Annotated in this window: 19 protein-coding genes and 1 pseudogene; 9 read left to right on the plus strand and 11 right to left on the minus strand. The window is 66.2% G+C overall.

All coding sequences use genetic code 11. The features are described 5' to 3' along the window. Positions 1-8: 8 nt before the first annotated feature. Together E3C22_RS06640 and E3C22_RS06645 are read right to left on the minus strand one after the other, a co-directional pair. A complete protein-coding gene (locus E3C22_RS06640) occupies positions 9-770 on the minus strand; it encodes an urease accessory protein UreD (RefSeq protein WP_425364963.1) in 762 nt (253 codons plus the stop codon). A gap of 212 nt (positions 771-982) precedes the next feature. After that, the gene (locus E3C22_RS06645; RefSeq protein WP_134761226.1) at positions 983-1,678 is read right to left on the minus strand and encodes a hypothetical protein; all 696 of its coding nucleotides are present in this window, start codon (positions 1,676-1,678) and stop codon (positions 983-985) included. A 180-nt stretch (positions 1,679-1,858) separates the two neighbouring features. Here E3C22_RS06645 and E3C22_RS06650 point away from each other — a divergent pair, with 180 nt between their 5' ends. Then, entirely contained in the window at positions 1,859-2,737 is an 879-nt protein-coding gene (locus tag E3C22_RS06650; RefSeq protein ID WP_245514817.1) for a D-amino-acid transaminase, read from the plus strand. 6 nt (positions 2,738-2,743) lie between these two features. Here E3C22_RS06650 and E3C22_RS06655 read toward each other — a convergent pair whose 3' ends face one another. The 3 genes from E3C22_RS06655 to E3C22_RS06665 form a co-directional block, all read right to left on the minus strand. Next, entirely contained in the window at positions 2,744-3,691 is a 948-nt protein-coding gene (locus E3C22_RS06655) for a cytochrome c (protein WP_134761227.1), read from the minus strand. 98 nt (positions 3,692-3,789) lie between these two features. Then, positions 3,790-3,948 carry a DUF3309 family protein gene (locus E3C22_RS06660; RefSeq protein WP_134761228.1) on the minus strand — a complete coding sequence of 53 codons (159 nt, stop codon included), beginning with the start codon at positions 3,946-3,948 and terminating at the stop codon, positions 3,790-3,792. A 107-nt stretch (positions 3,949-4,055) separates the two neighbouring features. Continuing rightward, a complete protein-coding gene (locus tag E3C22_RS06665; protein WP_134761229.1) occupies positions 4,056-4,229 on the minus strand; it encodes a DUF3309 family protein in 174 nt (57 codons plus the stop codon). A 176-nt stretch (positions 4,230-4,405) separates the two neighbouring features. Between E3C22_RS06665 and E3C22_RS06670 the strand changes: the two genes are divergently transcribed. The 6 genes from E3C22_RS06670 to E3C22_RS06695 all read left to right on the plus strand — a co-directional run bounded on the left by E3C22_RS06670 (position 4,406) and on the right by E3C22_RS06695 (position 10,535). Beyond that, complete coding sequence (locus E3C22_RS06670) at positions 4,406-4,891, plus strand: MarR family winged helix-turn-helix transcriptional regulator (protein ID WP_134761230.1); 486 nt, start codon at positions 4,406-4,408, stop codon at positions 4,889-4,891. Further along, entirely contained in the window at positions 4,891-6,975 is a 2,085-nt protein-coding gene (locus E3C22_RS06675; RefSeq protein WP_134761231.1) for an FUSC family protein, read from the plus strand. Before E3C22_RS06670 ends, E3C22_RS06675 begins: the two co-directional genes overlap by 1 nt. Before the next feature lie 9 nt (positions 6,976-6,984). Beyond that, complete coding sequence (locus E3C22_RS06680; protein ID WP_134761232.1) at positions 6,985-7,194, plus strand: DUF1656 domain-containing protein; 210 nt, start codon at positions 6,985-6,987, stop codon at positions 7,192-7,194. Beyond that, positions 7,191-8,135: an efflux RND transporter periplasmic adaptor subunit gene (locus E3C22_RS06685; RefSeq protein WP_134761233.1), complete on the plus strand. Its 945-nt coding sequence runs from the start codon at positions 7,191-7,193 to the stop codon at positions 8,133-8,135. Before E3C22_RS06680 ends, E3C22_RS06685 begins: the two co-directional genes overlap by 4 nt. Before the next feature lie 106 nt (positions 8,136-8,241). Beyond that, the gene (ispG, locus tag E3C22_RS06690) at positions 8,242-9,510 is read left to right on the plus strand and encodes a flavodoxin-dependent (E)-4-hydroxy-3-methylbut-2-enyl-diphosphate synthase (RefSeq protein ID WP_134761234.1); all 1,269 of its coding nucleotides are present in this window, start codon (positions 8,242-8,244) and stop codon (positions 9,508-9,510) included. Positions 9,511-9,626: 116 nt separating this feature from the next. Further along, positions 9,627-10,535 carry a lytic transglycosylase domain-containing protein gene (locus E3C22_RS06695; protein ID WP_134761235.1) on the plus strand — a complete coding sequence of 303 codons (909 nt, stop codon included), beginning with the start codon at positions 9,627-9,629 and terminating at the stop codon, positions 10,533-10,535. A 205-nt stretch (positions 10,536-10,740) separates the two neighbouring features. Here the strand turns inward: E3C22_RS06695 and E3C22_RS06700 are convergent, their stop codons facing one another. The 6 genes and pseudogenes from E3C22_RS06700 to rfbC form a co-directional block, all read right to left on the minus strand. Next, positions 10,741-14,655: a glycosyltransferase gene (locus tag E3C22_RS06700; protein ID WP_134761236.1), complete on the minus strand. Its 3,915-nt coding sequence runs from the start codon at positions 14,653-14,655 to the stop codon at positions 10,741-10,743. Further along, complete coding sequence (locus E3C22_RS06705) at positions 14,648-16,666, minus strand: glycosyltransferase family 2 protein (RefSeq protein WP_245514819.1); 2,019 nt, start codon at positions 16,664-16,666, stop codon at positions 14,648-14,650. Before E3C22_RS06705 ends, E3C22_RS06700 begins: the two co-directional genes overlap by 8 nt. A gap of 96 nt (positions 16,667-16,762) precedes the next feature. Continuing rightward, positions 16,763-17,023 (minus strand): annotated as a pseudogene (locus E3C22_RS24955) (tetratricopeptide repeat protein); the annotation flags it as partial. A gap of 461 nt (positions 17,024-17,484) precedes the next feature. Continuing rightward, the gene (gene rfbD, locus E3C22_RS06710; protein ID WP_134761238.1) at positions 17,485-18,369 is read right to left on the minus strand and encodes a dTDP-4-dehydrorhamnose reductase; all 885 of its coding nucleotides are present in this window, start codon (positions 18,367-18,369) and stop codon (positions 17,485-17,487) included. A 23-nt stretch (positions 18,370-18,392) separates the two neighbouring features. Further along, positions 18,393-19,445: a dTDP-glucose 4,6-dehydratase gene (rfbB, locus tag E3C22_RS06715; RefSeq protein WP_134761239.1), complete on the minus strand. Its 1,053-nt coding sequence runs from the start codon at positions 19,443-19,445 to the stop codon at positions 18,393-18,395. 12 nt (positions 19,446-19,457) lie between these two features. Beyond that, positions 19,458-20,024: a dTDP-4-dehydrorhamnose 3,5-epimerase gene (rfbC, locus tag E3C22_RS06720; protein ID WP_206026915.1), complete on the minus strand. Its 567-nt coding sequence runs from the start codon at positions 20,022-20,024 to the stop codon at positions 19,458-19,460. A gap of 132 nt (positions 20,025-20,156) precedes the next feature. Here rfbC and rfbA point away from each other — a divergent pair, with 132 nt between their 5' ends. Then, positions 20,157-21,038 (plus strand): glucose-1-phosphate thymidylyltransferase RfbA, encoded by an 882-nt coding sequence (gene rfbA, locus E3C22_RS06725; RefSeq protein ID WP_134761240.1) that lies wholly within the window; start codon positions 20,157-20,159, stop codon positions 21,036-21,038. A 325-nt stretch (positions 21,039-21,363) separates the two neighbouring features. Then, positions 21,364-22,275, plus strand: a complete 912-nt coding sequence (locus tag E3C22_RS06730) for a formate/nitrite transporter family protein (protein ID WP_134761241.1) — start codon at positions 21,364-21,366, stop codon at positions 22,273-22,275. The last annotated feature ends 151 nt before the right edge of the window (positions 22,276-22,426 follow it).

Genomic DNA, 22,426 nt, shown 5'->3' on the forward strand with positions numbered 1-22,426 from the left:
CGTTCGGGTCAGAGCGACCATATCCGCGGCACGGCGCCTTCCGCCAGTGCCGCGATGGCAGGAACCAGCCGCTTCCTCAGAAGATAGCCCGATGGCGCGACGATCCTGGCGACGATCAGACCGTCGACAAGGCTGGCGCCGCCCGCCTCGCCGATGGCGGCCCGCACCGCGTCGAGATGAACCTCCGGCGTCTTCTGGCGGGCGACGAGAGTGGCAAAAGCACGGTTGCCGCCGAGCGAGGCCGCGGCCGTGGTCTCATCCGCGACGGGGCCCTCAAGCCGCGTCTCCTCGGCAAAGGCCAGCCGGCTGCCGATGCGGATGCGCCAGCTCTCCCGGAACGAGCCCGTCCTGACAGTCTCGCCCATCATCTCGCGGCCGAGAATGACGCTTTCTGAGACGACGAAGCGCGCCCCCGCCGCCGCGTCGAGATCGAGCCGTCGGGTCAGGGCGCTCTCGTCGAAGAGGATCGTCTCCTGCGGCAGCCAGGCAAGGAATCCGTCTTCTGCGATGCGGATGGTCGTCGCGACCTCGGCGCGGCCGGAGCTTGCCCGGTAGATCCGTTCGCAGGCCTGGGTGGTGACACAGAGGCGGGCGACGGCACCGACCGCAAAACTCTGGTCCAGCCTGTCGCCGCCGGTGAGCCCACCGGAGGTGTTGACCATCACCGCTTCGCTGGTGTCGCCGGGAAGCTTCGGAAATCGCAGCTTCAGGCAGCCCGCCTGGTGGAGATCTTCGAGCCGCGTCCGCCCGCCGGAGCGCCTGACGGTCAATACGAGGCGGCCGCGGGCGCGCTGGAGCGCCGGCGGGGATGCGGACGCCTCGTCCGCGAGGGGGTCTGCGAAGGCAAGGCCGTCAGTCGTCGGTTCGTCCAAGGCGCAGGCGCTCGCAAAGGGTGTTCGGCCCCCCGGTCGAGCGGCTCTCTACCGGCACCCTATCGCAGCGCAGCAGCGGATGTGAACCCGCTAGCGAAGCAGCGCGTCGCCTATCGGCGTCCCTGGCCGCTCATCCGGGCGATGGCGTCGTCGACGAGGCGGTTGGCGATCTGCATGCGGATCGTCGCCTGCGGGCGGTAGAGGATCGGCATCCTGTCCGGGTGGTTGGCGCGAGCAAAGTTGCGCCTTGCGTCGAGGAGATCCTTGACGCTCGTCGCCGTGAGGATGTTCAGATCCCTCTGGACGTCCAGCGGATCGATGCTCGGTGCTCCAGGGGTCGGCGGAGGCGGCGCTTCGTCGCCGGCTTTGGCGTAGGCGGCGCGGACCTCGTTGGCAGAGCCGCTCGCGGACCTCCCGGACTGCGCAGTACCTGACGGATCGGGTGAGCGACGTGTGTCGGGTCGAGCCTGAGATTTGGGCACGTCCCGCGGGCGCGGCGGCTCCGGCTGGCGGGGTCGCTCGGCAGTCCGTGCCGCTTTCGGCTGCGGCACATCCGCTGCCTGCCCGCTCGGCGCGTCGAAATCGGAAAAGTCGTCTTCGTCTTCGTCTTTGAGATCGAGGCCTTCGTCATAGGCCGCCCGCGCCGCGGCGCTCCCGGCGACGCTCTCGGCGATCTTCGGGCCGCGGCGCAGACCGACGGCCGACATCACGCCGCCCGACGCCCGGCTCAGCACCGAACGCCAGCTCTTGTCCTGATGTCTTGCGACGACCCCATCGAGGATCGTCTCGAACGACTGGTCCGCCATGATACGCGGGGCCTTCCCCATAAGCGGGACACGAAAACTCGACCCATCTTGCGGCCGATCTCCTGAAGCTTTCGTAAAACTGGATTTTTAAGGGCGACGGATGGATGACAGGCGATCCGGCATGGTAAAGCGCCGCAAAGCCGCCGGCCCGCGGGGATGACTGTTTCCGGCCGCCCGCGGATGGTCGAGAAACGGGGGGCGTCGATGCGGACGGTCTATGTGAACGGCGTCTTCTGTCCCGAGGACGAAGGCAAGGTGTCGATCTTCGATCGCGGCTTCCTCTTCGCCGACGCGGTCTACGAGGTCGTCAGCGTCCTCGACGGCAAGCTGGTCGACTTTGCCGGCCACATGGCTCGGCTGGCGCGATCGCTCGGCGAGCTCGCCATGGCGGCGCCGACAAGCGACGACGAGCTTCTCGCGATCCACCGCCGGCTGATCGCCGAGAACGCACTCGAAGAAGGCGCGGTCTATCTGCAGGTGACGCGCGGCCCCGCCGACCGCGATTTCCTGTTCCCGCCGCAGGACACCAAACCCTCGCTGGTGCTCTTCACCCAGGCCGCGGCGCTGCGCGACAAGCCGGCCGCAAGGACCGGCATCCGCGTCGTCACCCTGCCGGATCTTCGCTGGCAGCGCCGCGACATCAAGACCGTGCAGCTGCTCTACCCGTCAATGGCGAAGACCGAGGCCAAGCGGCGCGGCGCCGACGACGCCTGGATGGTCGAAGATGGCTGCGTCACCGAGGGCAGTTCCAACAACGCCTATATCGTCGATGCGGGCGGCAAACTCGTCACCCGGCCGCTGTCCCATGCGATCCTGCCGGGCATAACCCGCATCGCCGTCCTGCGGCTCGCCGCCGAAAGCGGCATCGCCATCAAGGAGCGGCCGTTCACGGTCGACGAGGCGCTCGCCGCAAAGGAGGCCTTCATCAGCTCGGCCTCGAGCTTCGTCATGCCGGTGGTCGAGATCGACGGCCAGCCGATCGCCGACGGGCGGCCGGGTGAGATCACCCGGCGGCTGCGCGCCATCTATATCGAGGAAGCGCTGAAGACCGCGATCTAGGCGCGGCTATTTTGCGCCAGCCCCGGACCCATCGTCCCCCCGCGACGGGATCGCCTTGAGATAGGCGGCGATCGCCTCTCGGTCCGCCTCGGGAAGTTTGGCGATGTTCTCCTGCACCTCGACCATCGCGCCCCCGACGGAATCGAAGTCCGGCGTGAAACCGCTTTCGAGATAATAGGCGATGTCGCTCGCCGACCAGCCGCCGATGCCCGCCTTGGACGGGGTGATGTTCGGAACGTTGCCCTTGCCTTCCGGGTTCGGCGCGCCGGCGAGCCATTCGCCCGTCTCCAGGCCCCCGGCACCGCCGAGGCTGCGGGGCGTGTGGCACTCGCCGCAGTGGCCGGGACCCTCGACCAGATACTGTCCCGAATGCGCGGCCTCGCCGGCGTCATCTGGAAGCGTGACGGCCGGCGAGCCGTCACCGAGGAAGACAAGCTTCCACAGGCCGACGCCGCGGCGGATGTTGAAGGGAAAGCCGAGTTCGTTGTCAGGCGCCTTGCCGACGACCGGCGGCAGCGTCTTCATGAAGGCGTAGAGGTCGGCGACGTCCGCCTTCTTCATCCGCACATAGGAGGTGTAGGGGAAGGCCGGATAGAGATGCCGGCCCGCGGGATCGACGCCACGCTGAAGGGCATTAGCGAAGTCGGCCAGAGACCACCTGCCGATGCCGTCGTCTGGATCGGGGGAAATGTTCGGCGCGTGAAAGGTGCCGAAGTTGGTCTTCAGAGGATCGCCGCCGCCGAGCTTCAGCTTGTCGTCGCCCTTCGCTTTCGACGGCGCATGGCAGGAGACGCAGCCGCCGGCCCAGAAGATCCGCTCGCCGCGGGACGCCTCACCGCTGTTCTCGGCAGCGATCTGGCTCGCTTCGAGACGGCTCGGCAGGGTCAGGACGAAGAATGCGCCCACCCCCGCGAGCACCAGGAGAAGTCCGCCGATCAGGACGTTTCTGCGCATCGCCGGCCCCTCTGCCGCGCCGGGTCGTTCCGGCGCGGCGAGGTTTGCCGTGCGATCAGGAGAGCGTCAAGCCGGCGGCGAAGGGGTCCGCAGCCGCCTCAGATCCGGCCGAGCAGAAGAAGGATCAGGACGACGACGAGGACGAGGCCGAGAATTCCGGAAGGACCGTAGCCCCAGCCGCCGGAATAGCCCCAGGTCGGCAGGGCACCGACGAGAAGCAGGATGACGATGATGAGGAGGATCGTACCGAGGCCCATGATGCGTTTCCTTCGCTGGGTTCATTAGATGCCTCACAAACCTTTGAACCGAGATTGCGTTCCCGCGACTCGATCGACCTTGGTTAACCGTTCCCGGCGGCAAAGCGTCATGGCGGCCCGAAGCCGCCGATCGCCACGAACACCGCGATCATCATGAAAACCAGGCCGAGCACCAGGGTCGGGCGATAGCCCCATCGCCGCGAATGCGACCAGATCGGCACCGCTGCAATCAGCAGCAGAAACACGATGACGACGACGATCGGTCCGTATCCGACGTCCATATCCCTCTCCTTCCAGACACTCATCTCGCGGCCATCGATCGGCGCGAGCCGGCGAAGCTGATACAATCCTCGGTCGGCCTCGAACGGCTCGTCAACGATCCGCGTGATACAGCGTTCATCGAAATCGTTCCGTCCAACGATTGCATCCTATTAGATAGGACGCTACCTAAATTGTCATGAGCACTGACGCCGCCCTGCATTTCGCCTTGACCACCAAGCTCCACCGGATCGGCCGCATCTGGCGCAAGCTGGTGCGCGAGAAGGTGGAGTCCCACGGCATCTCGGAAGCCTGCGCCCATCCGCTGGTGACGATCGGTCGCCTCGGCGACGGGGTGCGCCAGGGTGCGGTTGCCGAGGAGGTGGGGATGGAGGGCCCCTCCCTCGTCCGGCTGCTCGACCAGCTCTGCGATACCGGCCATGTCGAGCGGCGGGAGGATCCGGCCGACCGGAGGGCGAAGACGCTCTGGCTGACGAAGCTCGGCCGCGCCGTCATGGAAAGCATCGAGTCCGATCTCGTCGATCTGCGTGCCCGCGTCCTGAAGGATGTCTCGGGCGAGGACATCGAAGCGGCGCTCAGGGTGTTTTCGGCCTTCGACCCTCCCCATCCCGAACCGGCTGGAGAGGGCGAGGTCCCGGCCAGAAAGCTCGAAGAGACCTCGTGATGTTCGACTTCGCCCTGCCGACCCGGCGGGAGTGGATCTTCGCGGTGAAGACCTTCGCCGCCTCCATGCTCGCCCTCTATATCGCACTTGCTGCCGGCATGCCGCGCCCCTATTGGGCGATGGCGACCGTCTTCATCGTCGCCAACCCGCTGTCCGGCTCGACCCGCTCCAAGGCCGTCTACCGCGCCCTCGGCACGGTGTTCGGCGCCTCGGCGGCGGTGTTCTTCACGCCGCTCTTCGTCGGCGAGCCGCTGCTTCTGAGCGCCATCGTCGCCGCATGGACGGGCGGGCTTCTGTTCATCTCCTTCCTGGATCGCACGCCGCGTTCCTACATGTTCATGCTGTCCGGCTACACGATGCCTCTGATCGCGCTGCCGGTGGTCGGCGATCCGTCGACCGTCTTCGACATCGCGCTCGCCCGCTCGCAGGAAATCATCCTCGGCATCACCTGCACCAGCCTCGTCAGCGCCCTCGTCCTGCCCCAGAGCCTCGGCCCGGTCATCGCCGGGCGGGTCGACGGCTGGCTGAAGGATGCCAGCTCGTGGATCCGCGACGTGCTCGCCGGCAAGGGCGATGCCCGCCTCGGCGAGACGATGACGCTCGCCCCGGACGTCAGGGCCGTCGACCAGCTGATCGCCCAGCTCCGCTACGATCCGGAGATGACCGCCGTGGTGGTCAATGCGCGCCAGCTGCGTGGCCGGCTGGTGATGCTGCCGGCGCTGCTGTCGTCGCTCGCCGATCGCCTCGGCGCCATCCGGGATGAGAGCGGCAAGTTGCCGGCCGACATCGGCGTTCTCGCCTGGGAGATCGACGCCTGGATCGAGAGCAGCCAATCGCGCAGCGACGGCGGCCGGCGGCTCGCCGCCAGGATCGCCGGACTGCGGGACAGCGAAGGCGACAATGACGACTGGGATTCGCTGCTGCGCGAAAGCGCCCTTGCCCGGCTTGCCGATCTCGTCGACCTGTGGAGCGACTGCGTCAGCCTCAAGGCGGAGATCCTCGCCGGGCGCAAGGCCCGCCGCAACCCGGCGCTCAGGCTGAAGAACGTCGCCGCCGAGGCCGCCCATTACGATTTCGGCATGATGGCCTTCGCCGCACTCTCGGCGATCGTCGGCCTCTTTGCCGCGTGTTTCATCTGGATCGTGTCCGGCTGGGACTCCGGCGCCGGCTTCGTGCTCATCGCCGGCGTTTCCTGCGCCTTCTTCGCCACGGCGGACAATCCGCGGCCGCTCCTCAAACAGATGGCCGAACTCGTCGCCGTCGGCAGCATCATCGCCGGCATCTACGTCTTCGCCGTCCTGCCGCAGGTGACGACCTTCGTCGGGCTCGTCGCGGTCTTCGCCCCGGTCTATCTGCTCCTGCCGATCCTGATTGCCCGGCCGAAGACGATGTTCATCGGGCTTCTCCTGGCGGTCAACAGCGCGACGCTGATGACCCTCCAGGAGGTCTATGCGGCCGACTTCACGCAGTTCGTCAACGGCGCCGTCGCCAGCGTTCTCGGCGCGGTCTTCGCCCTCGTCTGGATGATCCTCACCCGACCCTTCGGGTCGGCGCTTGCCGCAAGCAGGCTGGTGAGCCAGGGCCGTAGGGAGATCGCCGCGCTCGCGGCCGGCCGGCGCGAGGACGACGCGGCGGTGTTTGCCGGCCGCTTCTTCGACCGGCTCGGCCAACTGGTGCCGCGCCTTGGCCCAAATGCCGGGGAACGGAGCGCCGAAGCCTTCGCCGAAATGCGCGTCGGGCTCAACATCCTCGACCTCAGGGACGTCGCCAAGCGGCTGGCGAAGCCGCAGCGCCGACCGATCGAGGCTGTCCTCGCCGGTATCGCCCGGCACTACCGCGAGGCGGCGGAGACCGGCGCGAAAAGTGAGCCCGCTCTCGAGCTTCGCGACAGCATCGACGCCTCGATCGAGGCCTGCCGCGGCACTGCGGCCGAAAGCGGCGGCGACACGAGGCGGGCGCTGCAGGCGCTGGTCGGCCTGAGGCGCGCCCTCTATGCCGACGCGCCGCCGCCTTCGCCCGCCCCGCGGCGGCCTCTCGCCGCCCCGCCGGCGGACGTATCCAGCTTCGCCATCGCGGCGGAATAGGAGCCCCTCATGACCGGTGACCTCTCGATCTTCGGCGTCTTCGTTCCGAAGCTCCTCGTCCTCGCGCTGGCTGCCTATGTGGCGCTGGTTCTCCTCAAGAAACTGCTCGCCCGCCTCGGCGTCTACCGCGTCGTCTGGCATCCGGCGCTGTTCGACCTTTCGATCTTCATATTCCTCGTCGCAGCCGCGGCGAACCTTGCTCAGTGGTATTCGACATGACCGCGCGTCTCTCCCGCATCCTCAAGATGGCAACGACCCTCGTCATCTTTGCCATCGCCCTCGCTGTCGGCTGGAATCTCTGGACCGGCTACATGGAAACGCCCTGGACCCGCGACGGCCACGTGCGCGCCGACGTCGTCTCGATCGCGCCGGACGTCTCGGGCCCCGTCGCCGCCGTCCTCGTCTCGGACAACGAAACGGTCGCCAAGGGCGACGTTCTCGTCCGGATCGACCCCGCGCGGTTCCAGATAGCCCTCGACCTCGCCGACGCCTCCTTGAAGGACAAGCAGGCGGCGCTCACCCAGGCACAGCGGGACGCCAAGCGCTATCACCAGCTGAAGAACGGCCCGGCTGTCTCGATCCAGACGATCGAGCAGGCCGATCTCGCCGTCGAACAGGCGGCCGCAGCGCTTCAGGAGGCACAGTCCAACCGCGACCTCGCCACACTCAATCTCGAGCGCACGCAGGTTCGCGCGCCTGCCAACGGCATCATCAGCAATCTGTCGCTCAATCCCGGCGACTACGTCTCCGCCGGCTCCGGCATGATGGCGCTGGTCGATACCGACACGCTGCGGATCGAGGGCTATTTCGAGGAGAATCAGCTGCCGCGCATCGCCGTCGGCGACCCCGTCGAGGTCGAACTGATGGGGCACAGCGGCAAGCTGCGCGGCCATGTCCAGAGCATCGCCGCCGGCATCGTCGATCGCGAGCGCACCGACGGCAGCGACCTTCTTGCCGATGTCACGCCGACCTTCTCCTGGGTACGGCTGGCCCAGCGCGTGCCGGTGCGCGTCGCGCTCGACGAGGTGCCGGGCGGCACCCGCCTCGTCGCCGGGCTGACCGCGACTGTCACCGTTCATCCCGGCGACCGTGTCGCCGTCTCGGCGGCCGATGCCGCGCCGGCAACTCCGACGACTCCGGCAGGCGAAAGCGGCAGCTGATCGCCGCCGTCACGGTTCCGTCACCCCGTCGGGCGAGAATTGACAAGCAGCGGCCAACGCGCCACCTCCAAGCCAGTCATACGATTCATCCGTCGACGAGACCCCCATGACCATCCAGACGCCGATCGAGACCATCGAGGCAGACCCCGCACCGCGTCGCGCCACGGTCGGCGTCGACGTCGGCGGGGTGATGGTCGGCGGCGGCGCGCCGGTGGTGGTGCAGTCGATGACCAATACCGACACGGCCGACATCGATTCGACCGTCGCGCAGGTGGCGGCGCTATCGCGGGCCGGCTCGGAGATCGTCCGCATCACCGTCGACCGCGACGAGTCGGCAGCCGCCGTGCCGAAGGTGCGCGAGCGGCTGGAGCGGCTCGGCATGAACGTGCCGCTGGTCGGCGACTTCCACTATATCGGCCACAAGCTCCTCGCCGATCACCCGGCCTGCGCCGAGGCGCTGGCCAAATATCGCATCAATCCCGGCAATGTCGGTTTTCGCGACAAGCGCGACAAACAGTTCGCGGCGATCGTCGAGATGGCGATCCGCTACGACAAGCCGGTGCGCATCGGCGTCAACTGGGGCTCCCTCGACCAGGAACTCCTGACTCGGCTGATGGACGCCAACAACGAGCAGCCGGTGCCGCGGTCCGCCCGCGCGGTCACCCGCGAGGCGATCATCCAGTCGGCGCTGATCTCGGCGGAGCTTGCCGAGGAGATTGGCCTGCCGAAGAACCGCATCATCCTGTCGGCCAAGGTCAGCCAGGTCCAGGACCTGATTGCCGTCTATCGCGACCTGTCCCGCCGCACCGACCATGCGCTGCATCTCGGCCTCACCGAGGCTGGCATGGGGTCCAAGGGCATCGTCGCCTCTGCGGCCTCGATGGGCATCCTGCTTCAGGACGGCATCGGCGACACCATTCGCGTCTCGCTGACGCCGGAGCCGGGCGGCGACCGCACCCGGGAGGTGCAGGTCGCGCAGGAACTCCTGCAGACCATGGGGTTCCGCCAGTTCCTGCCGGTGGTCGCGGCCTGCCCCGGCTGCGGCCGCACCACCTCGACGGTGTTCCAGGAACTTGCCGAAAAGATCCAGCGCGACATCCGCGTCAACATGCCGGTCTGGCGGGAGAAATATCCCGGCGTCGAGGCGCTGAACGTCGCGGTGATGGGCTGCATCGTCAACGGCCCGGGGGAATCCAAACATGCCGACATCGGCATCTCGCTGCCCGGCACCGGCGAGACGCCGGCCGCCCCGGTCTTCGTCGACGGCAAGAAGACGGTGACGCTGCGCGGACCGTCGATCGCCGAGGATTTTCAGGCGATGGTCGCCGAATACATAGAGAACCGCTTCGGCAGGACCCGCGCCGCCGCCGAATGAAAAGAGCCGGGGGCCCGCGGATGAACGGTGCCTGCTGCTGCCCGGACTACGCGTTGCTCAGACCCGCAAGGGTCTTTGCAGGCCTGCTTCTCCTCCTCGCATTCTGCTTTGGCGCGATGTTACCCGCCGGTGCCGATCCGCTCCGGCTCGGCGACGACAAGGCGGTCACCCTGCCGGCGATCGCCTTTCCACCCTCCCCGCCGCGCTTCGGCAAGCCTGACGGGGGCGAGGAGCCGGGGCCATCGGGATCGGAGGAGAGCGAGGTCGGGCGCATTTGCCGGCTGATCGCGGAAAACGCCGATGCGGTCGGCATGCCGAGGGACTTCTTCGCCCGGCTGATCTGGAAGGAGAGCCGCTTCGACGCAAAGGCGCTGTCGCCGGTCGGCGCCCAGGGCATCGCCCAGTTCATGCCCTATACGGCCGCCGAGCGCGGCCTCGACGATCCGTTCGACAGCGCCGAGGCGATCCGCCATTCGGCGCTCTATCTTGCCGATCTGCGATCCGAACTCGGCAATTGGGGCCTTGCGGCCGCAGCCTACAATGGCGGCATCAACCGTGTTAAGCGCTGGATCGCCAGTGGCGGCAGGCTACCCTACGAGACCGAGAGCTACGTCCTCTCCATCGCCTTCCACCCGGCCGAGTGGTTTCAGGAAGACGGCCGCGAGATCGAGCCGCATCCCCTCGAGGATGGCAAGGATTTCGCCGAATCCTGCCGGCGTTTGCCGATCATCGAGAGCCGCTCCGTCTTCGCCTCGCTCGACACCGGCGCTCCGATGAAACCCTGGGGCGTGCAGGTCGCCGGCAATCCCAGCCAGTCGATCGCCATGGCAGCCTTCCGGCGCGTGCAGGCCGCCTATCCCTCCGTCATCGGCGACACCAAGCCGCTGGTCCTGCGCGAGCGGGCTCCCGGCATCGGGCGGATCTACGCCGTGCGCATCGGGGCCGATACCAGAGGCGAGGCGAACCAGCTCTGCGTCAAGCTGAAGCGCGCCGGCGGCTCCTGCATCGTGATGAAGAACCGCTGAGGTCTCGTGAGGTAGTCGGACGCGCAGCGACGATGCTCACGGACCAGGCGCATAGAGCGCCGTGCGTCCGAATGGACGCACAAAGGCCGCTCGAAGTGATCGAATCACCGCATCGGGCTTTCCGAAAATCGATTCCGATTTTCGGGTCGATGCCGTGGGCGGCGGGATCGCCTCTCACTGGGAGAGGCCGCGAAGTGGCTCCCTCTCAGTTCGGCAGGATCTGACGGATCCGTGAGGGCTCGGCGTCGGATTTCACCGAAGCTGGTCCCGGCGCGGTCCTTATCCGTCTTTCGGGATCGTCCGACCCGCGGGCGTCCCGCCCGGAAAGCACGTCGCGATAGATGCCGATGAGTTCCTCGGCCTGCTCCGACGCACGGCGCAGCGTGGCGGTCGGCGCCGGCGACTTCAGGTAGCGTTCGGGGTTGCGGTCGATCTCCTTCAGCGCCTGGAGCAGACCCTCGGAGCTGGACACGTCGACCTTGAAACCGTTGACGCCGTCGATCACGTCCTCGCCGACGGCGCCGCGATCGGACGCGACGACCCAGCAGCCGCACAAGAGCGCCTCGCGGGTGACGAGGCCGTAAGCCTCCGGCCAGACCGACGGCGCGACGAGCACGTCGAGTTCGGCGTAAAGTTCTGCGACCTTGCTCTGCTGCACCTTCGGGCGGATGTCGAGTTCGGTCGTCCCGAGCGTGTCGCGCCGATGCGTGCCGGCCGCCATGGCGTGGTCGATCAGGACGAAGCGCAGGTTCTCGAACTCGCCGTTGATAAGCGCCTGCGGGATCAGGTGGTAACCCTTGTGCCGCGCCAGCCCACCGATGAAGCCGAGGCGCACCTTGCCGTCGGGAGACGGCACCCGCGGCAGCGGCTGCATCTCCGAACCGCCGTTCGGAACCGCAATGACGTTCGGAACGCCGACATCGCGGTGGATCTTCGCGAAGGATTCCGACACCGCCATTACCTTTTCCGCACCGAACAGGCACTCGCGCAGCTGCATTCGCGCAGCGAACTGCTCGGCCGGGACGCGGCCGAGCTGCGACGCCGGATTGGCATGGTCATAGAGGACGATCTTGCCATCCTTGCCGAGCAGGAACTGCTCGTCGGAAATCCACCAGCCGTCATGAACGGTGAGCACATAGGGAATTCTGCGCCGCCGAGCCTCGAGCACCACCGCTGCCGTCAGCCTCTGGACGCAGTGGAAGTGGATGATGTCCGGCTTCACGACATCGAGATAGTCGGCAAAGACCTTACCCATCTTCTCATCGTGGACGATCTGGTCGAGGTCCGGCTGGTGCGGCGTCGTCACGCCGACAACGCGGACACTATCGGCCGCATGGGCCGACGTCTTGTAGGGCTCGCTGCCGCCCTCGATCGAGCAGAACACCTCGAAGCTGAACTCGTCCCGGTGATGGGCGGCATAGTGCCTGACATTGTCGTGGACGACGCGGGTCGCGCCGCCGATCGCCTGCGGTGGATAGAAGACGTTGACGATCAGGACGCGCTTGCGGGTGTCCGGTACCGGCCGACTGGCCGAGCGGATGATGCTGGTGATATTCTCCGCCATGGCGGGAACGCTGTAATTGCGCAGCGCCTTTTCCCGCGCGCTGGAGCCGATCCGTCGGCGCAGTTCCGCGTCGCCGATCAGCCGGTCGAGCGCATCGGTCCATTCGTCAGGGCTGCGCGCCAGAATGCCGTCGACGCCATCCTCGATCAGGTCGGCGTAAAGCGCCGTCTCGCTGATCACCGATGGAATGCCGAGCATCGCCGCCTCGAGCCACTTGATCTCGCTCTTGACGTCGGTCGCCGGCGAGGGATGCAGCACGGCAAGGTTGATGTCGGCGGCAGCAAGCGTCGACCAGTATTCGTGGACGTCCCAGACCGGCGGCAGCATGACCAACCGATCCTCGAACTGACGCAGCACCGGGCCGGGCGTCATGTAACCGGCGAGCACGATGGAGATGCGGTCGCCGTATTTGTCGGCCATCGCCGCCAGCGCCGGCTCGACGAGCTCCTGGAAGTCCTGCTTGTGGGCCTTGGTGCCGGAACCGTAGAAGATCGTCACCCGATCCTTGTCACCTTTAGACGGCTCGGTGCCGAAGTGCTTTTCGTGCGGGCTGTGCAGGGCATTGGCGTGGACGAAGGTCGGCTTGCCAGGATCGAGACGCTTAACGTGCTCCACCAGCGGCCTGGTCGAGACAAGGGCATTTTCGCTGTATTTCAGGGCCGAACGGAACAGCGGTACACCAAGCGCGAGGCCATCGTGCTCCTTCGCCGTGATCTGGCCGCCATAGGTCTCGAGCGGTGGCGGGAAGAAATCGCCGTCGAAAATCAGATCGTCGATTTCGTAAAAAGTGGCGCAGCCGGTTTCCCGCGCCTTGTCGATCGCCCGAACGACTTCGTAATAAGCCGGCACGCGAAAGAAGATCGCCGCGTCGAAGCAATGAACCTTGAGAAGGTAGGTGTCGATGTCCTTCTTGAAGTCGAAGGTCTCGACGACGAAGCCTGCTGCTTCGAGCTGCTCGATCTTCTGATCGATACGATAGAACCGGCACTGCGGCAGATCGAAATTCCCGACCAGCGCGACGGCCCGTACGAAGCGCTTTTCTGCCGCCGTGCGGGCATGCATCAGCTCGAACACGAGATCGCAGTCGTTCTGGATGCGCTGAATGGCATCTGCCAGCCTGCCTTCGGAGGCTTCGGCCCTGGCGAGAAGCCAAGACGAGGTGAGGAAACGCGGGGCGAGATCGTTGAAGCGCCTGCGGATGCCGAGATCGGCCGGGAACCTGTCGATACCCTGCTTCAGCCAGTGCAACGCGGCAGGTTGATCGCCCGTCTGGTCCGCACATTGCGCGAGATTGATGTAGGTCCAGATATTGGCGTCACCGGCGGCGACGAGCCTCTCGTAGATCGCGGCGGCCTCGCGGAAGCATTTGCGGCGAACCAGGGCGTCGGCGTAGTGGCGCTGCGCCTGGGCGAAGTCGGGCGCGACCCGGAGCACCTTCTGGTAGACGATCACCGCCGGTGCGTCCTTGCCTTCGAGGACCAGCCGGTCCGCGATCATCGTCATCAGGCGCACATGCTGCGGTTCGATGACGACTGGCGTCACATTCTTCGATGCCAGTTCGGTCATCAGCAGCATGAAGCGATCGGTGAAGCTTTCCTGGCTTTCCGCGCCGGCGAAGACCGGCAGGTCGAGCGTCGCCAGGCTACGCACACCATGGCCGAGCAGGCTTTCCAGCCAGATGCGTCGGTTGGGCCACTGGTGACTGTCGATGCCGGTGCGCAGGTAGTGGCGATAGGCGTCAACGGGGCTGGAGGATTCGAGATCCCGCCCGTAGGTATCAACGTAGAAGTCCGCGTCGAATTCGTAGCCGGCGCGGATCGGAGCAAGCTCCTCGATCCCCGTCGACACGAAGTGCCGGAACGCAGCCTCCCGGTCGAAGGTCGGCTGCTGCGAACGCAGCGATCTGGTTGAGAAATAATAGTATTCGGCGTCGAATTTTTCCGCGAGACTCAGGCTGATGCCCTGCTCGGAGAGAAATCTCTCGAGAGCGTTGCCCGGAAGGCGTTTTTCCGCCGACGAGAGGGCAGTCATCGCCCGCGCATCGATGTCGGGATTGTCGTCGTAGAAATCCGCAATCTCGGTCTCGGTCGGCACCGGTGCAGCCATGCCCTTGAGCTCGGTGACGGCATGGGACAACGTCGGATCGAGAATATAGGCCCGGCGATACGCAGTGATCGCGTCGCTGCGCTTGCCCTGCAACTTCAGGGCGTGGCCGAGCTGGAGATGGGTGTCGGCGATGTCGCCACGCAGCTTGATCGCTTGGCGGTAGGCATCTTCGGCGCGGCCGGTGAAGCCCTGCTCCTTGAGCGCGTGGCCGTATTGCACCCAAACGGTGGCGAGCTTCGGGCTGCGACGCAGCGCCTCAGAATAGGCATCCTGCGCGTCGTTCCAGCGCCGCTCGGCATTGGCCTTGTCACCCGCCTTGATGAGCGAGCGCGTGCCGTTGAGGAGGGCCGTCGTGCGTGAGAAGGCCTTTGCCAAAGTATCCTTGCCCTCCTCGCGGTCCCGAAACGAACGGAACAGACGCTCGATCGACGATGACGAGATCTTAGACATCGGGAGGATACTCGCATGATACTGTCGTCTCACCGGCCCGCCGGACGCGTCCGATCGTCGCGCTACAGTGCAAGAATTGAACGCCGCGCTCCGGAGAGGGGAAAGAGATCAAACGAAACGGCAGCGTCGCGTCGACCCATAGCGGGCTGAGCGTGAAATCGCGGGAGAACAGCGCACGGCCCCAACGAGTTTCGATGACACGCCGTTCGGCCCTGCTTCGGGCCGCCCTTTCCGCGTCGAGGTGGTCGAGACCGCGCGACTTCGACTCATGGTGATGAAGGGCGATGTCGGGCGTGAACAGGATTGCCCGGCCGGCTTCGCGAAGCTTCAGGCAGAAATCGACATCGCTGTAGCCGATCGGCAATTGCGCTGCGTCGAAACCGCCGAGCGCCGCGAAATCCTGCCTGCGGATCGCCAGGAACGCGCCGGTCACCGCGCTCACCTGCCGGGTCTTCTGCCAGCGATCCGATGGTCCGCCAGCATCCGCCGGCTCATAGAGCCCGTCATGGATGACCGAGCCCTTCCACCCGAACAGGATGCCGGCATGCTGGACGGTGTCGTCAGGGTAAAGAAGCTTCGCACCGACCGCCCCGACATGGTCGCGCGCCAGAAGACCGCGCAGGGTCTCGTCCCAGCCGGCAGTCAGCATCGCCATGTCGTCATTGGCAAAGACGAGGATCGCAGCGTCGCTCGCGCGCGCTCCGGCATTGTTGATATGCGACCAGTTGAAGGGCCCGTCGTCGCGCTTCACCCGCACGCGCGGCCGGGCCGCCAGCGCCTCGAGGCGATCGAGATCCGGTTGTGAACGCGTGCCGTTGTCGATGATCAGGCAATCAACAGTTTCCGGCCGCGAGGCCTTCTCGAACAGGCTTTCGACGAAGGCCTGACAGTCACCGGCATTATCCCTGGTCGGCACGATTACGGTGATCGATCGACCGGTACTATCCGGCAGCCACCGCAGCCGCAGCCGCTCCTCAAGCGTGCCGCCCGAGAGTTCGACACGCTCCGTCAGCCCCAGCTCGCGAAGATGCCGCTCGACCGCCCGTCGGTGACCGGACCGTGCGGCCCGACCTTTGTCGTCGCGGGTGGCGTCGTCCGCTTCGAAGGAAACGAGCGGAAACGGCACATGGCCGAGCGAAAGCTGCGCACGAGTGGCCGTCAGCAGCAGGTCCGAGATGGCGAAGGAGCCATCGGCGAGAGCGGGGTCGGTGCGATTGCTCGAAGACGTTGTGCCGCCGTCCGCGAGATCGAGGGACGCGAGCGCCGATCCCCGGATTGCGACGGTGTCTCCCCAGACATTACCCTGAAGAAGCATCTCGGGGTCGTGGCAGCCGCGGGCATCGAAGCCGGTGGGATCACGCTCGCCGGCCTGCCGCCATTCCTCGTCGCAGGTGAGGATCGCCGCTTCGCTGGCGGCAAAACCGGCCGCAAACCAAGCAAGACAATGCGGATGCAGCCGGGCTCCGGGCGCTGGCAGCACGGCGAAATCCGCCGCTGCCTCACGCGCCAGCCTGATTGCTGCGCCCCCCCCGCCGGCTGCGGACGAAGCGAGCTGGAGCCGCGGATCGGCGCGCGCGACCCTCTCGACGGCAATGGCGAGACCTGCGTCGACGCCGATGACGATGGCGCGCCAGTTCTTGAACGACTGCCCGAGGATAGACGAGAGAAGCCCGTGCAGGCCCTCGGCATCCAGACCGGACGCATCGGCGACGATGAGCATCGGACGCCCGTCTACGATGGAGTCCGCAGGCGGCGGAGGCACGTCGTAGATCTGCCGGAACAAGGAGTAGGCCGCCTTCGGGAACGCGGTGAAACTCGCGACGTCGGGCAGTTCCGCGGCGATCTCGGCAAGCTTGCGGCGCATCGCCTCGACTTCCGCCGCCATGGTCAGCATGGTTTCAAGCCCATGGCCCGCGGCCTGGGCGACGATGCCCCGGGCCTGCTCGTCCGCTTCGCCGGCCTGGATCATCTCCCAGCTGGCGTGACGATTGGTCGGGTCGATGGCGAGCACCCGGCGATAGGCCGCAAGCGCTCCGGTCCGACGCCCTGCGAGCTTCAGCGCATGACCCTTCTGGAGATGGATTTCCGCGTCCTCCGGCCGATCGGCGATCGCCGCCTCGTACCATTTCAGCGCGTCGTCGATGCGGCCGATATCTTTCAGCATGTTGCCACACTGGACCTTCAGCCCGGCATGCCAGGGCGCAACGCGCAAGGCCTGCTCGTAGGCGTCGGCAGCTTCCCGGTGGCGGCCGGCATCGCGCAGCGCGTCGGCACGGGAGATCATCGGCCGCAGGCGCAGCCCCACCTTGAGCCAGCGGATGGCCTGCGCGGAATCGAGCTTGCGGCGTCGCAGGACGCGGTCGAACATCAACGGCAGAACCCCACGCAACCCGGCTTACGGATCGAGACTTGCACACCCCTCCCGGTGATCGTGGTTGGCCGACAAACGTGTCGGAATAGCGATGGCGGCGCCGTGATCATTCCGAGGGTACGGGGCCTGCCGGCACATGGGACGTCAGGGCCCTCGCCCCGGCCCGACCTGTCAGCCCCGACAGCTATGCGCAAGGACGCGCTGTGGGGCAGGGCGTTGGGCTTTTCGGCATGGGACATGAGGTCTCGCTGATGGAAGGAGCGCCACTTCCCCGGCTAGCCGACGAGGCGACCGTCCGCAAGTCGGCCATTCCCGACGCAGCGATTTTACGCCGCCGGCCGGCTACGGCATCGGCCTGACAATCGAAATTGATTTTGTGACGAGCACGATGCGTTGTTTCAATAAGTTATAGCGTCCTTTGTGCGTCCCTTCGGACGCACGGCGCTCTCAGAGAACGCTCAGGCCGTCTGTGCGTCGAGGGCGTCAAGGCAACGCGCGATGCCGCTCTGCCACTCCGGCAAACGATAACCGAAGGTCATCGCAAAGCGGCTGGCATCGAGCCTGGAATTTGCCGGCCGTGCTGCCGGCGTCGGATAGTCGGCCGTGGTGATCGCCTCGACAGTCGCGCCCGGCCCGCCCCGTCTCGACGATGCGGCAAAGATCGCCTCGGCAAAGCCGGCCCAACTCGTCTCGCCACCGGCGACCATGTGGTAGATGCCGGGCCAGTCGCCATCCGGCTCGGCCTCCATCCGCTCGCAGACGGCGACAATACCGGCCGCGATGTCGGGGGCGTAGGTCGGCGTGCCGTGCTGGTCGGCGACGACCCTCAGGACATCGCGATCCCTGGCGACACGCAGCATGGTCTTCAGGAAATTGTTGCCATAGGGGCTGTAGACCCAGGCGGTGCGCAGAATGACCGCCTTCGGATTGGCGGCGGCGACGCGCCGTTCGCCTTCGAGCTTGCTGGCGCCGTAGACCCCCGTCGGTCCTGTCTCGTCGGTCTCGAGATACGGGCCGTTCTTCAAGCCGGAGAAGACGTAGTCGGTCGAAACCTGGATCACCGGAACGCCTGCCGCCGCGGCGGCCGCCGCGACCGTCTCAGCGCCTTGCGCATTCACCGCAAAGGCGGCGTCAGGCTCGCTCTCGGCCTTGTCAACGGCCGTATAGGCGGCCGGATTGACCACCACGTCGGGCCTGACGTCGGCGATCGCCGCCTTGACCGTGGTCGGATCGGTCAGATCGAGCTGAGGGCGCCCCAGGGCGACGATCTCGCGACCTTCGAGGGAAAGATCTGCGAGGCAGCGCGCCACCTGGCCGTCACGGCCCGTCACGAGGATCCGCATCAAGGTTTCTCCTTCGCTGCGCGTCAGGATCTGCCGAGGCGCTCGCCGGAATAGCGCTCGCGCAAGGGGCGCCACCAGTCCTCATTGTCGAGGAACCAGGCGACGGTCTTTTGAAGGCCGGTCGCGAAGGTCTCCTCGGCCTTCCAGCCGAGTTCGTCCTCCAGCCGCGTCGCATCGATGGCATAGCGCAGATCGTGGCCCGGCCGGTCGGTGACGAAGGCGATCTGCTCGCGCCGGCTCTTGCCGTCCTTACGCGGAGCGAGCTTGTCGAGCGCGTCGCAGATGGTGTGGACGACGTCGAGATTGGAGCGCTCGTTGCGCCCGCCGACATTGTAGGAGCGACCCGGCTCGCCGGCAGTCGCGATCATTTCCAGCGCCCGCGCATGATCCTCGACATAGAGCCAGTCGCGGACATTCTCGCCCTTGCCATAGACCGGCAGCGGCTTGCCCTCGAGGCCGTTGAGGATCATCAGCGGGATCAGCTTCTCCGGAAAATGATACGGCCCGTAATTGTTCGAACAGTTGGAAAGCACCACCGGCAGGCCGTAGGTGTGGTGCCAGGCCATGGCGAGATGGTCGGAGGCGGCCTTCGAAGCCGAATAAGGCGAGGACGGCGCATAGGGCGTCGCCTCGGTGAACAGCCCCCCATCCAGCGGCAGATCGCCATAGACCTCGTCGGTCGAGACGTGATGGAAACGGAAGCCGTCGCGACGCTCGCCCGAAAGTTCCGACCAGTAGCTGCGGACGGTCTCGAGCAAATCGAAGGTGCCGACGACATTTGTCTGGATGAATTCGCCCGGGCCGTCGATCGAGCGATCGACATGGCTCTCGGCCGCCAGATGCATGACGACGTCGATCTCGTTCTCGCGCAAGAGCCGGCCGATCGCCTCGCGATCACGGATGTCGACCTTGGCGAACTGGTAGCGCGGATCGTTCGAGATCGGCTCCAGCGAGGCGCGATTGGCCGCGTAGGTCAGCTTGTCGACATTGACGACGCTGTGCGGCGTGTTGCGGATGAGATGGCGACACACTGCCGAACCGATGAAGCCGGCTCCGCCCGTCACGAGAAACTTCATGGCAGGTGCCCCTCAGGCGTCGAAGGTGAAGATGACCGGCGTGTCGGCAAGGCTCGACGCTACCTTGTCCTTGTCGGACAGGACCGGCGCCTCGCCGCCGAGCGGCCAGTCGACGCCGATCTCGCCGTCGTTCCAGGCAATGCCGCGGTCATGCTCGCCGGAATAGGGCGCTGAAACCTTGTAGAAGACTTCGGTGTCCGGCTCGAGGGTCAGGAAGCCGTGGGCAAAGCCCTTCGGCACGAGGATCTGGTTGAAGGCCCTGGCCGAAACCTCGAGCGCCACCCACTGTCCGAAGCTCGGCGAGCCGTGCCGGATATCGACTGCGACATCGAGAATGGCGCCCTTCAGGACCCGGACGAGCTTGTCCTGGGCAAAGGGCGGCGCCTGGAAATGCAGGCCGCGCAGTGTGAACTTCGCCGCCGAGAAGGACTGGTTGTCCTGCACCCAGGGCATCGACACGCCGGCTTCCGCGAAACGCTGGGCGTTGAAGGTCTCGCTGAAGAAACCGCGATCGTCGCCGAACTTTCGTGGCCTGATTTCGAGAACATCGGGGATGGCAAGAGGAATGACTTCCAGCATGTCGATCCTTCTACAGGTCGGCTTGAAGCGTCTGCCCGGTGCCCCGGGTCAGATCGGACGCGACGTCACCATGGCGCCCGACGCCCGGATATAATAAGCGGACGCTATCGGCAATCGCGAATGGAGACCATCGTGAAAGGCATCATTCTGGCAGGAGGCAGCGGAACGCGGCTCCACCCCATGACGCTCACCGCCTCGAAGCAGCTGCTTCCGGTCTACGACAAGCCGATGATCTACTATCCCCTTTCCACCCTGATGCTGGCGGGCATCCGCGAAATCCTGCTGATCTCGACGCCGCACGACCTGCCGCGCTTCAAGGCGCTGCTCGGCGACGGCAGCCGCATCGGCCTGAAGCTCGAATATGCCGAGCAGCCGAGCCCGGACGGCCTCGCCCAGGCCTATCTGATCGGCGAGGAATTCGTGGAGCGGCAGCCCTCCGCCCTGATCCTCGGCGACAATCTCTTCTACGGCCACGGCATGCCGACGCTGATGCAGAGGAGCATCAAGCGGGAGGACGGGGCGACGGTCTTCGCCTATCACGTCCAGGATCCCGAGCGTTACGGCGTCGTCTCCTTCGATGGCGAGTTCCGCGCGACGTCGATCGAGGAGAAGCCGCAGGATCCCCGGTCGAACTGGGCGGTGACCGGGCTCTATTTCTACGACGGCCGGGCGAGCGAGTTCGCCAACCGGCTGAAGCCCTCGCCTCGCGGCGAGCTGGAGATTACCGATCTCAACCGGATCTATCTCGAGGAAGGCACGCTGGAAGTTTCGCGGATGGGGCGGGGCTATGCCTGGCTCGACACCGGCACGCCGGACTCTCTGCTCGAGGCCGCCGAATTCGTCCGCACGCTGGAGCATCGCCAGGGCTTCAAGATCGCCTGTATCGAGGAGATCGCCTACGAGATGGGCCTGATCGACGGCGACCATCTGATGAGCCTCGGCAAGGAGCTCGGCAAGAGCAATTACGGTAAATATATCCAGCGGATCGCGCAGGGCAGGCTGCCTGCCAACTGAGGCCTGCGCAAGAGATCCCGCACGGTCGGCAATGTCTCGGCGTTGCCGCACCGTTCACAGCATCGGCCCGAAAATCGGAATCGATTTGCTGAAACGCGCGATGCGGTGATTCAACGACTTGGAGCGCCCCCGGCGCGTCCAATCGGACGCGCGGCGCTCAAGCGGCTTGCGACTCACACCGCCTCGCATCACATCTCGGTCATCTCAACCGTTTTTGCACGGCAATGGCGGCAGGCGGCCCTGCGGCCGTTATATGGGATTGACCTCGCTGGCATTTCGCCGCGGACGATACTCGACACTCTCCTTTCACGGCAAGGCCACGCGCATGGACGCACCGAATACCGATCTCCACAACGGCAGGAACACCCAGGAGCGACGCCATTCCAACGATGTCACCGAGAGGCGCATCGAGGAGGAAGGCTCGACCCTGACGGACACCGAGCTGCGCGAGATCGAACGCCGGCTGAGCCTCAGGCCGCTGGCGATCTACGAGCTGGTGCGCCAGGAAGGCGAGGACGAGCTGACGCGGCCGGTGTCGAGCCTCTGGTGGTCGGGCCTTGCGGCGGGCCTCTCCATCGGCTTTTCGGTCTTCACCCAGGCAGCCTTGCGCGCCTATCTGCCGGACATGCCGTGGCGCCCGCTGCTCGAAAGCTGGGGCTATTCGGTGGGCTTCCTGATCGTCATTCTCGGTCGCCAGCAGCTCTTCACCGAAATTACCCTCACCGCGGTCCTGCCGGTGCTGGCGCGGCCGAAATGGGCGGGAGTGAGGGCGATCGCCAGGCTGTGGGGAGTCGTCTTCATCGCCAACATGATCGGCACGGCCATCTACGGCGCCGGCATCGCCTATGACGTCCTCGGCACACCGGAAATCACCTACGCGGCGCTCGCCGTCTCGCGCGAGGCGATGGAGCCGGGCCCCTGGTCGACGCTGCTTCGCGGCATCGTCGCCGGCTGGCTGATCGCCACGGTGGTGTGGCTGCTGCCCTCGGCGCAGAATGCCGGCTTCTTCGTCATCGCGCTTCTGACGTTCCTGATCTCGCTGTTCCACCTGTCGCATATCGTCGCCGGCTCGGTGGAGGCGATGACGCTGATGTTCTCGGGCGAGCTTCTGCCCCACCACGCGATCTGGAGCTTCTATCTGCCGGCCCTGGTGGGCAACATCCTCGGCGGCTCGACGCTGTTCGCGCTGATCAGCTACGGCCAGGTGGCGCCGGAACTCGACCCGAAGGGCAATTGACGCCGGCCGCAGCAGAAAATCCTGCATCGTATCCAACGCCCTCACCCTGAGGTGCCGCCACAGGCGGCCTCGAAGGGCGAGGGTGTCGTTCGACCGGGTCCGGCAGCATCATGGCGCGCCTGCCCGCAAGGGCCCCTCGCCCTTCGAGGCT

Origin of the sequence: Jiella endophytica (assembly GCF_004519335.1) — a bacterium.
Taxonomy (GTDB): domain Bacteria; phylum Pseudomonadota; class Alphaproteobacteria; order Rhizobiales; family Rhizobiaceae; genus Jiella; species Jiella endophytica.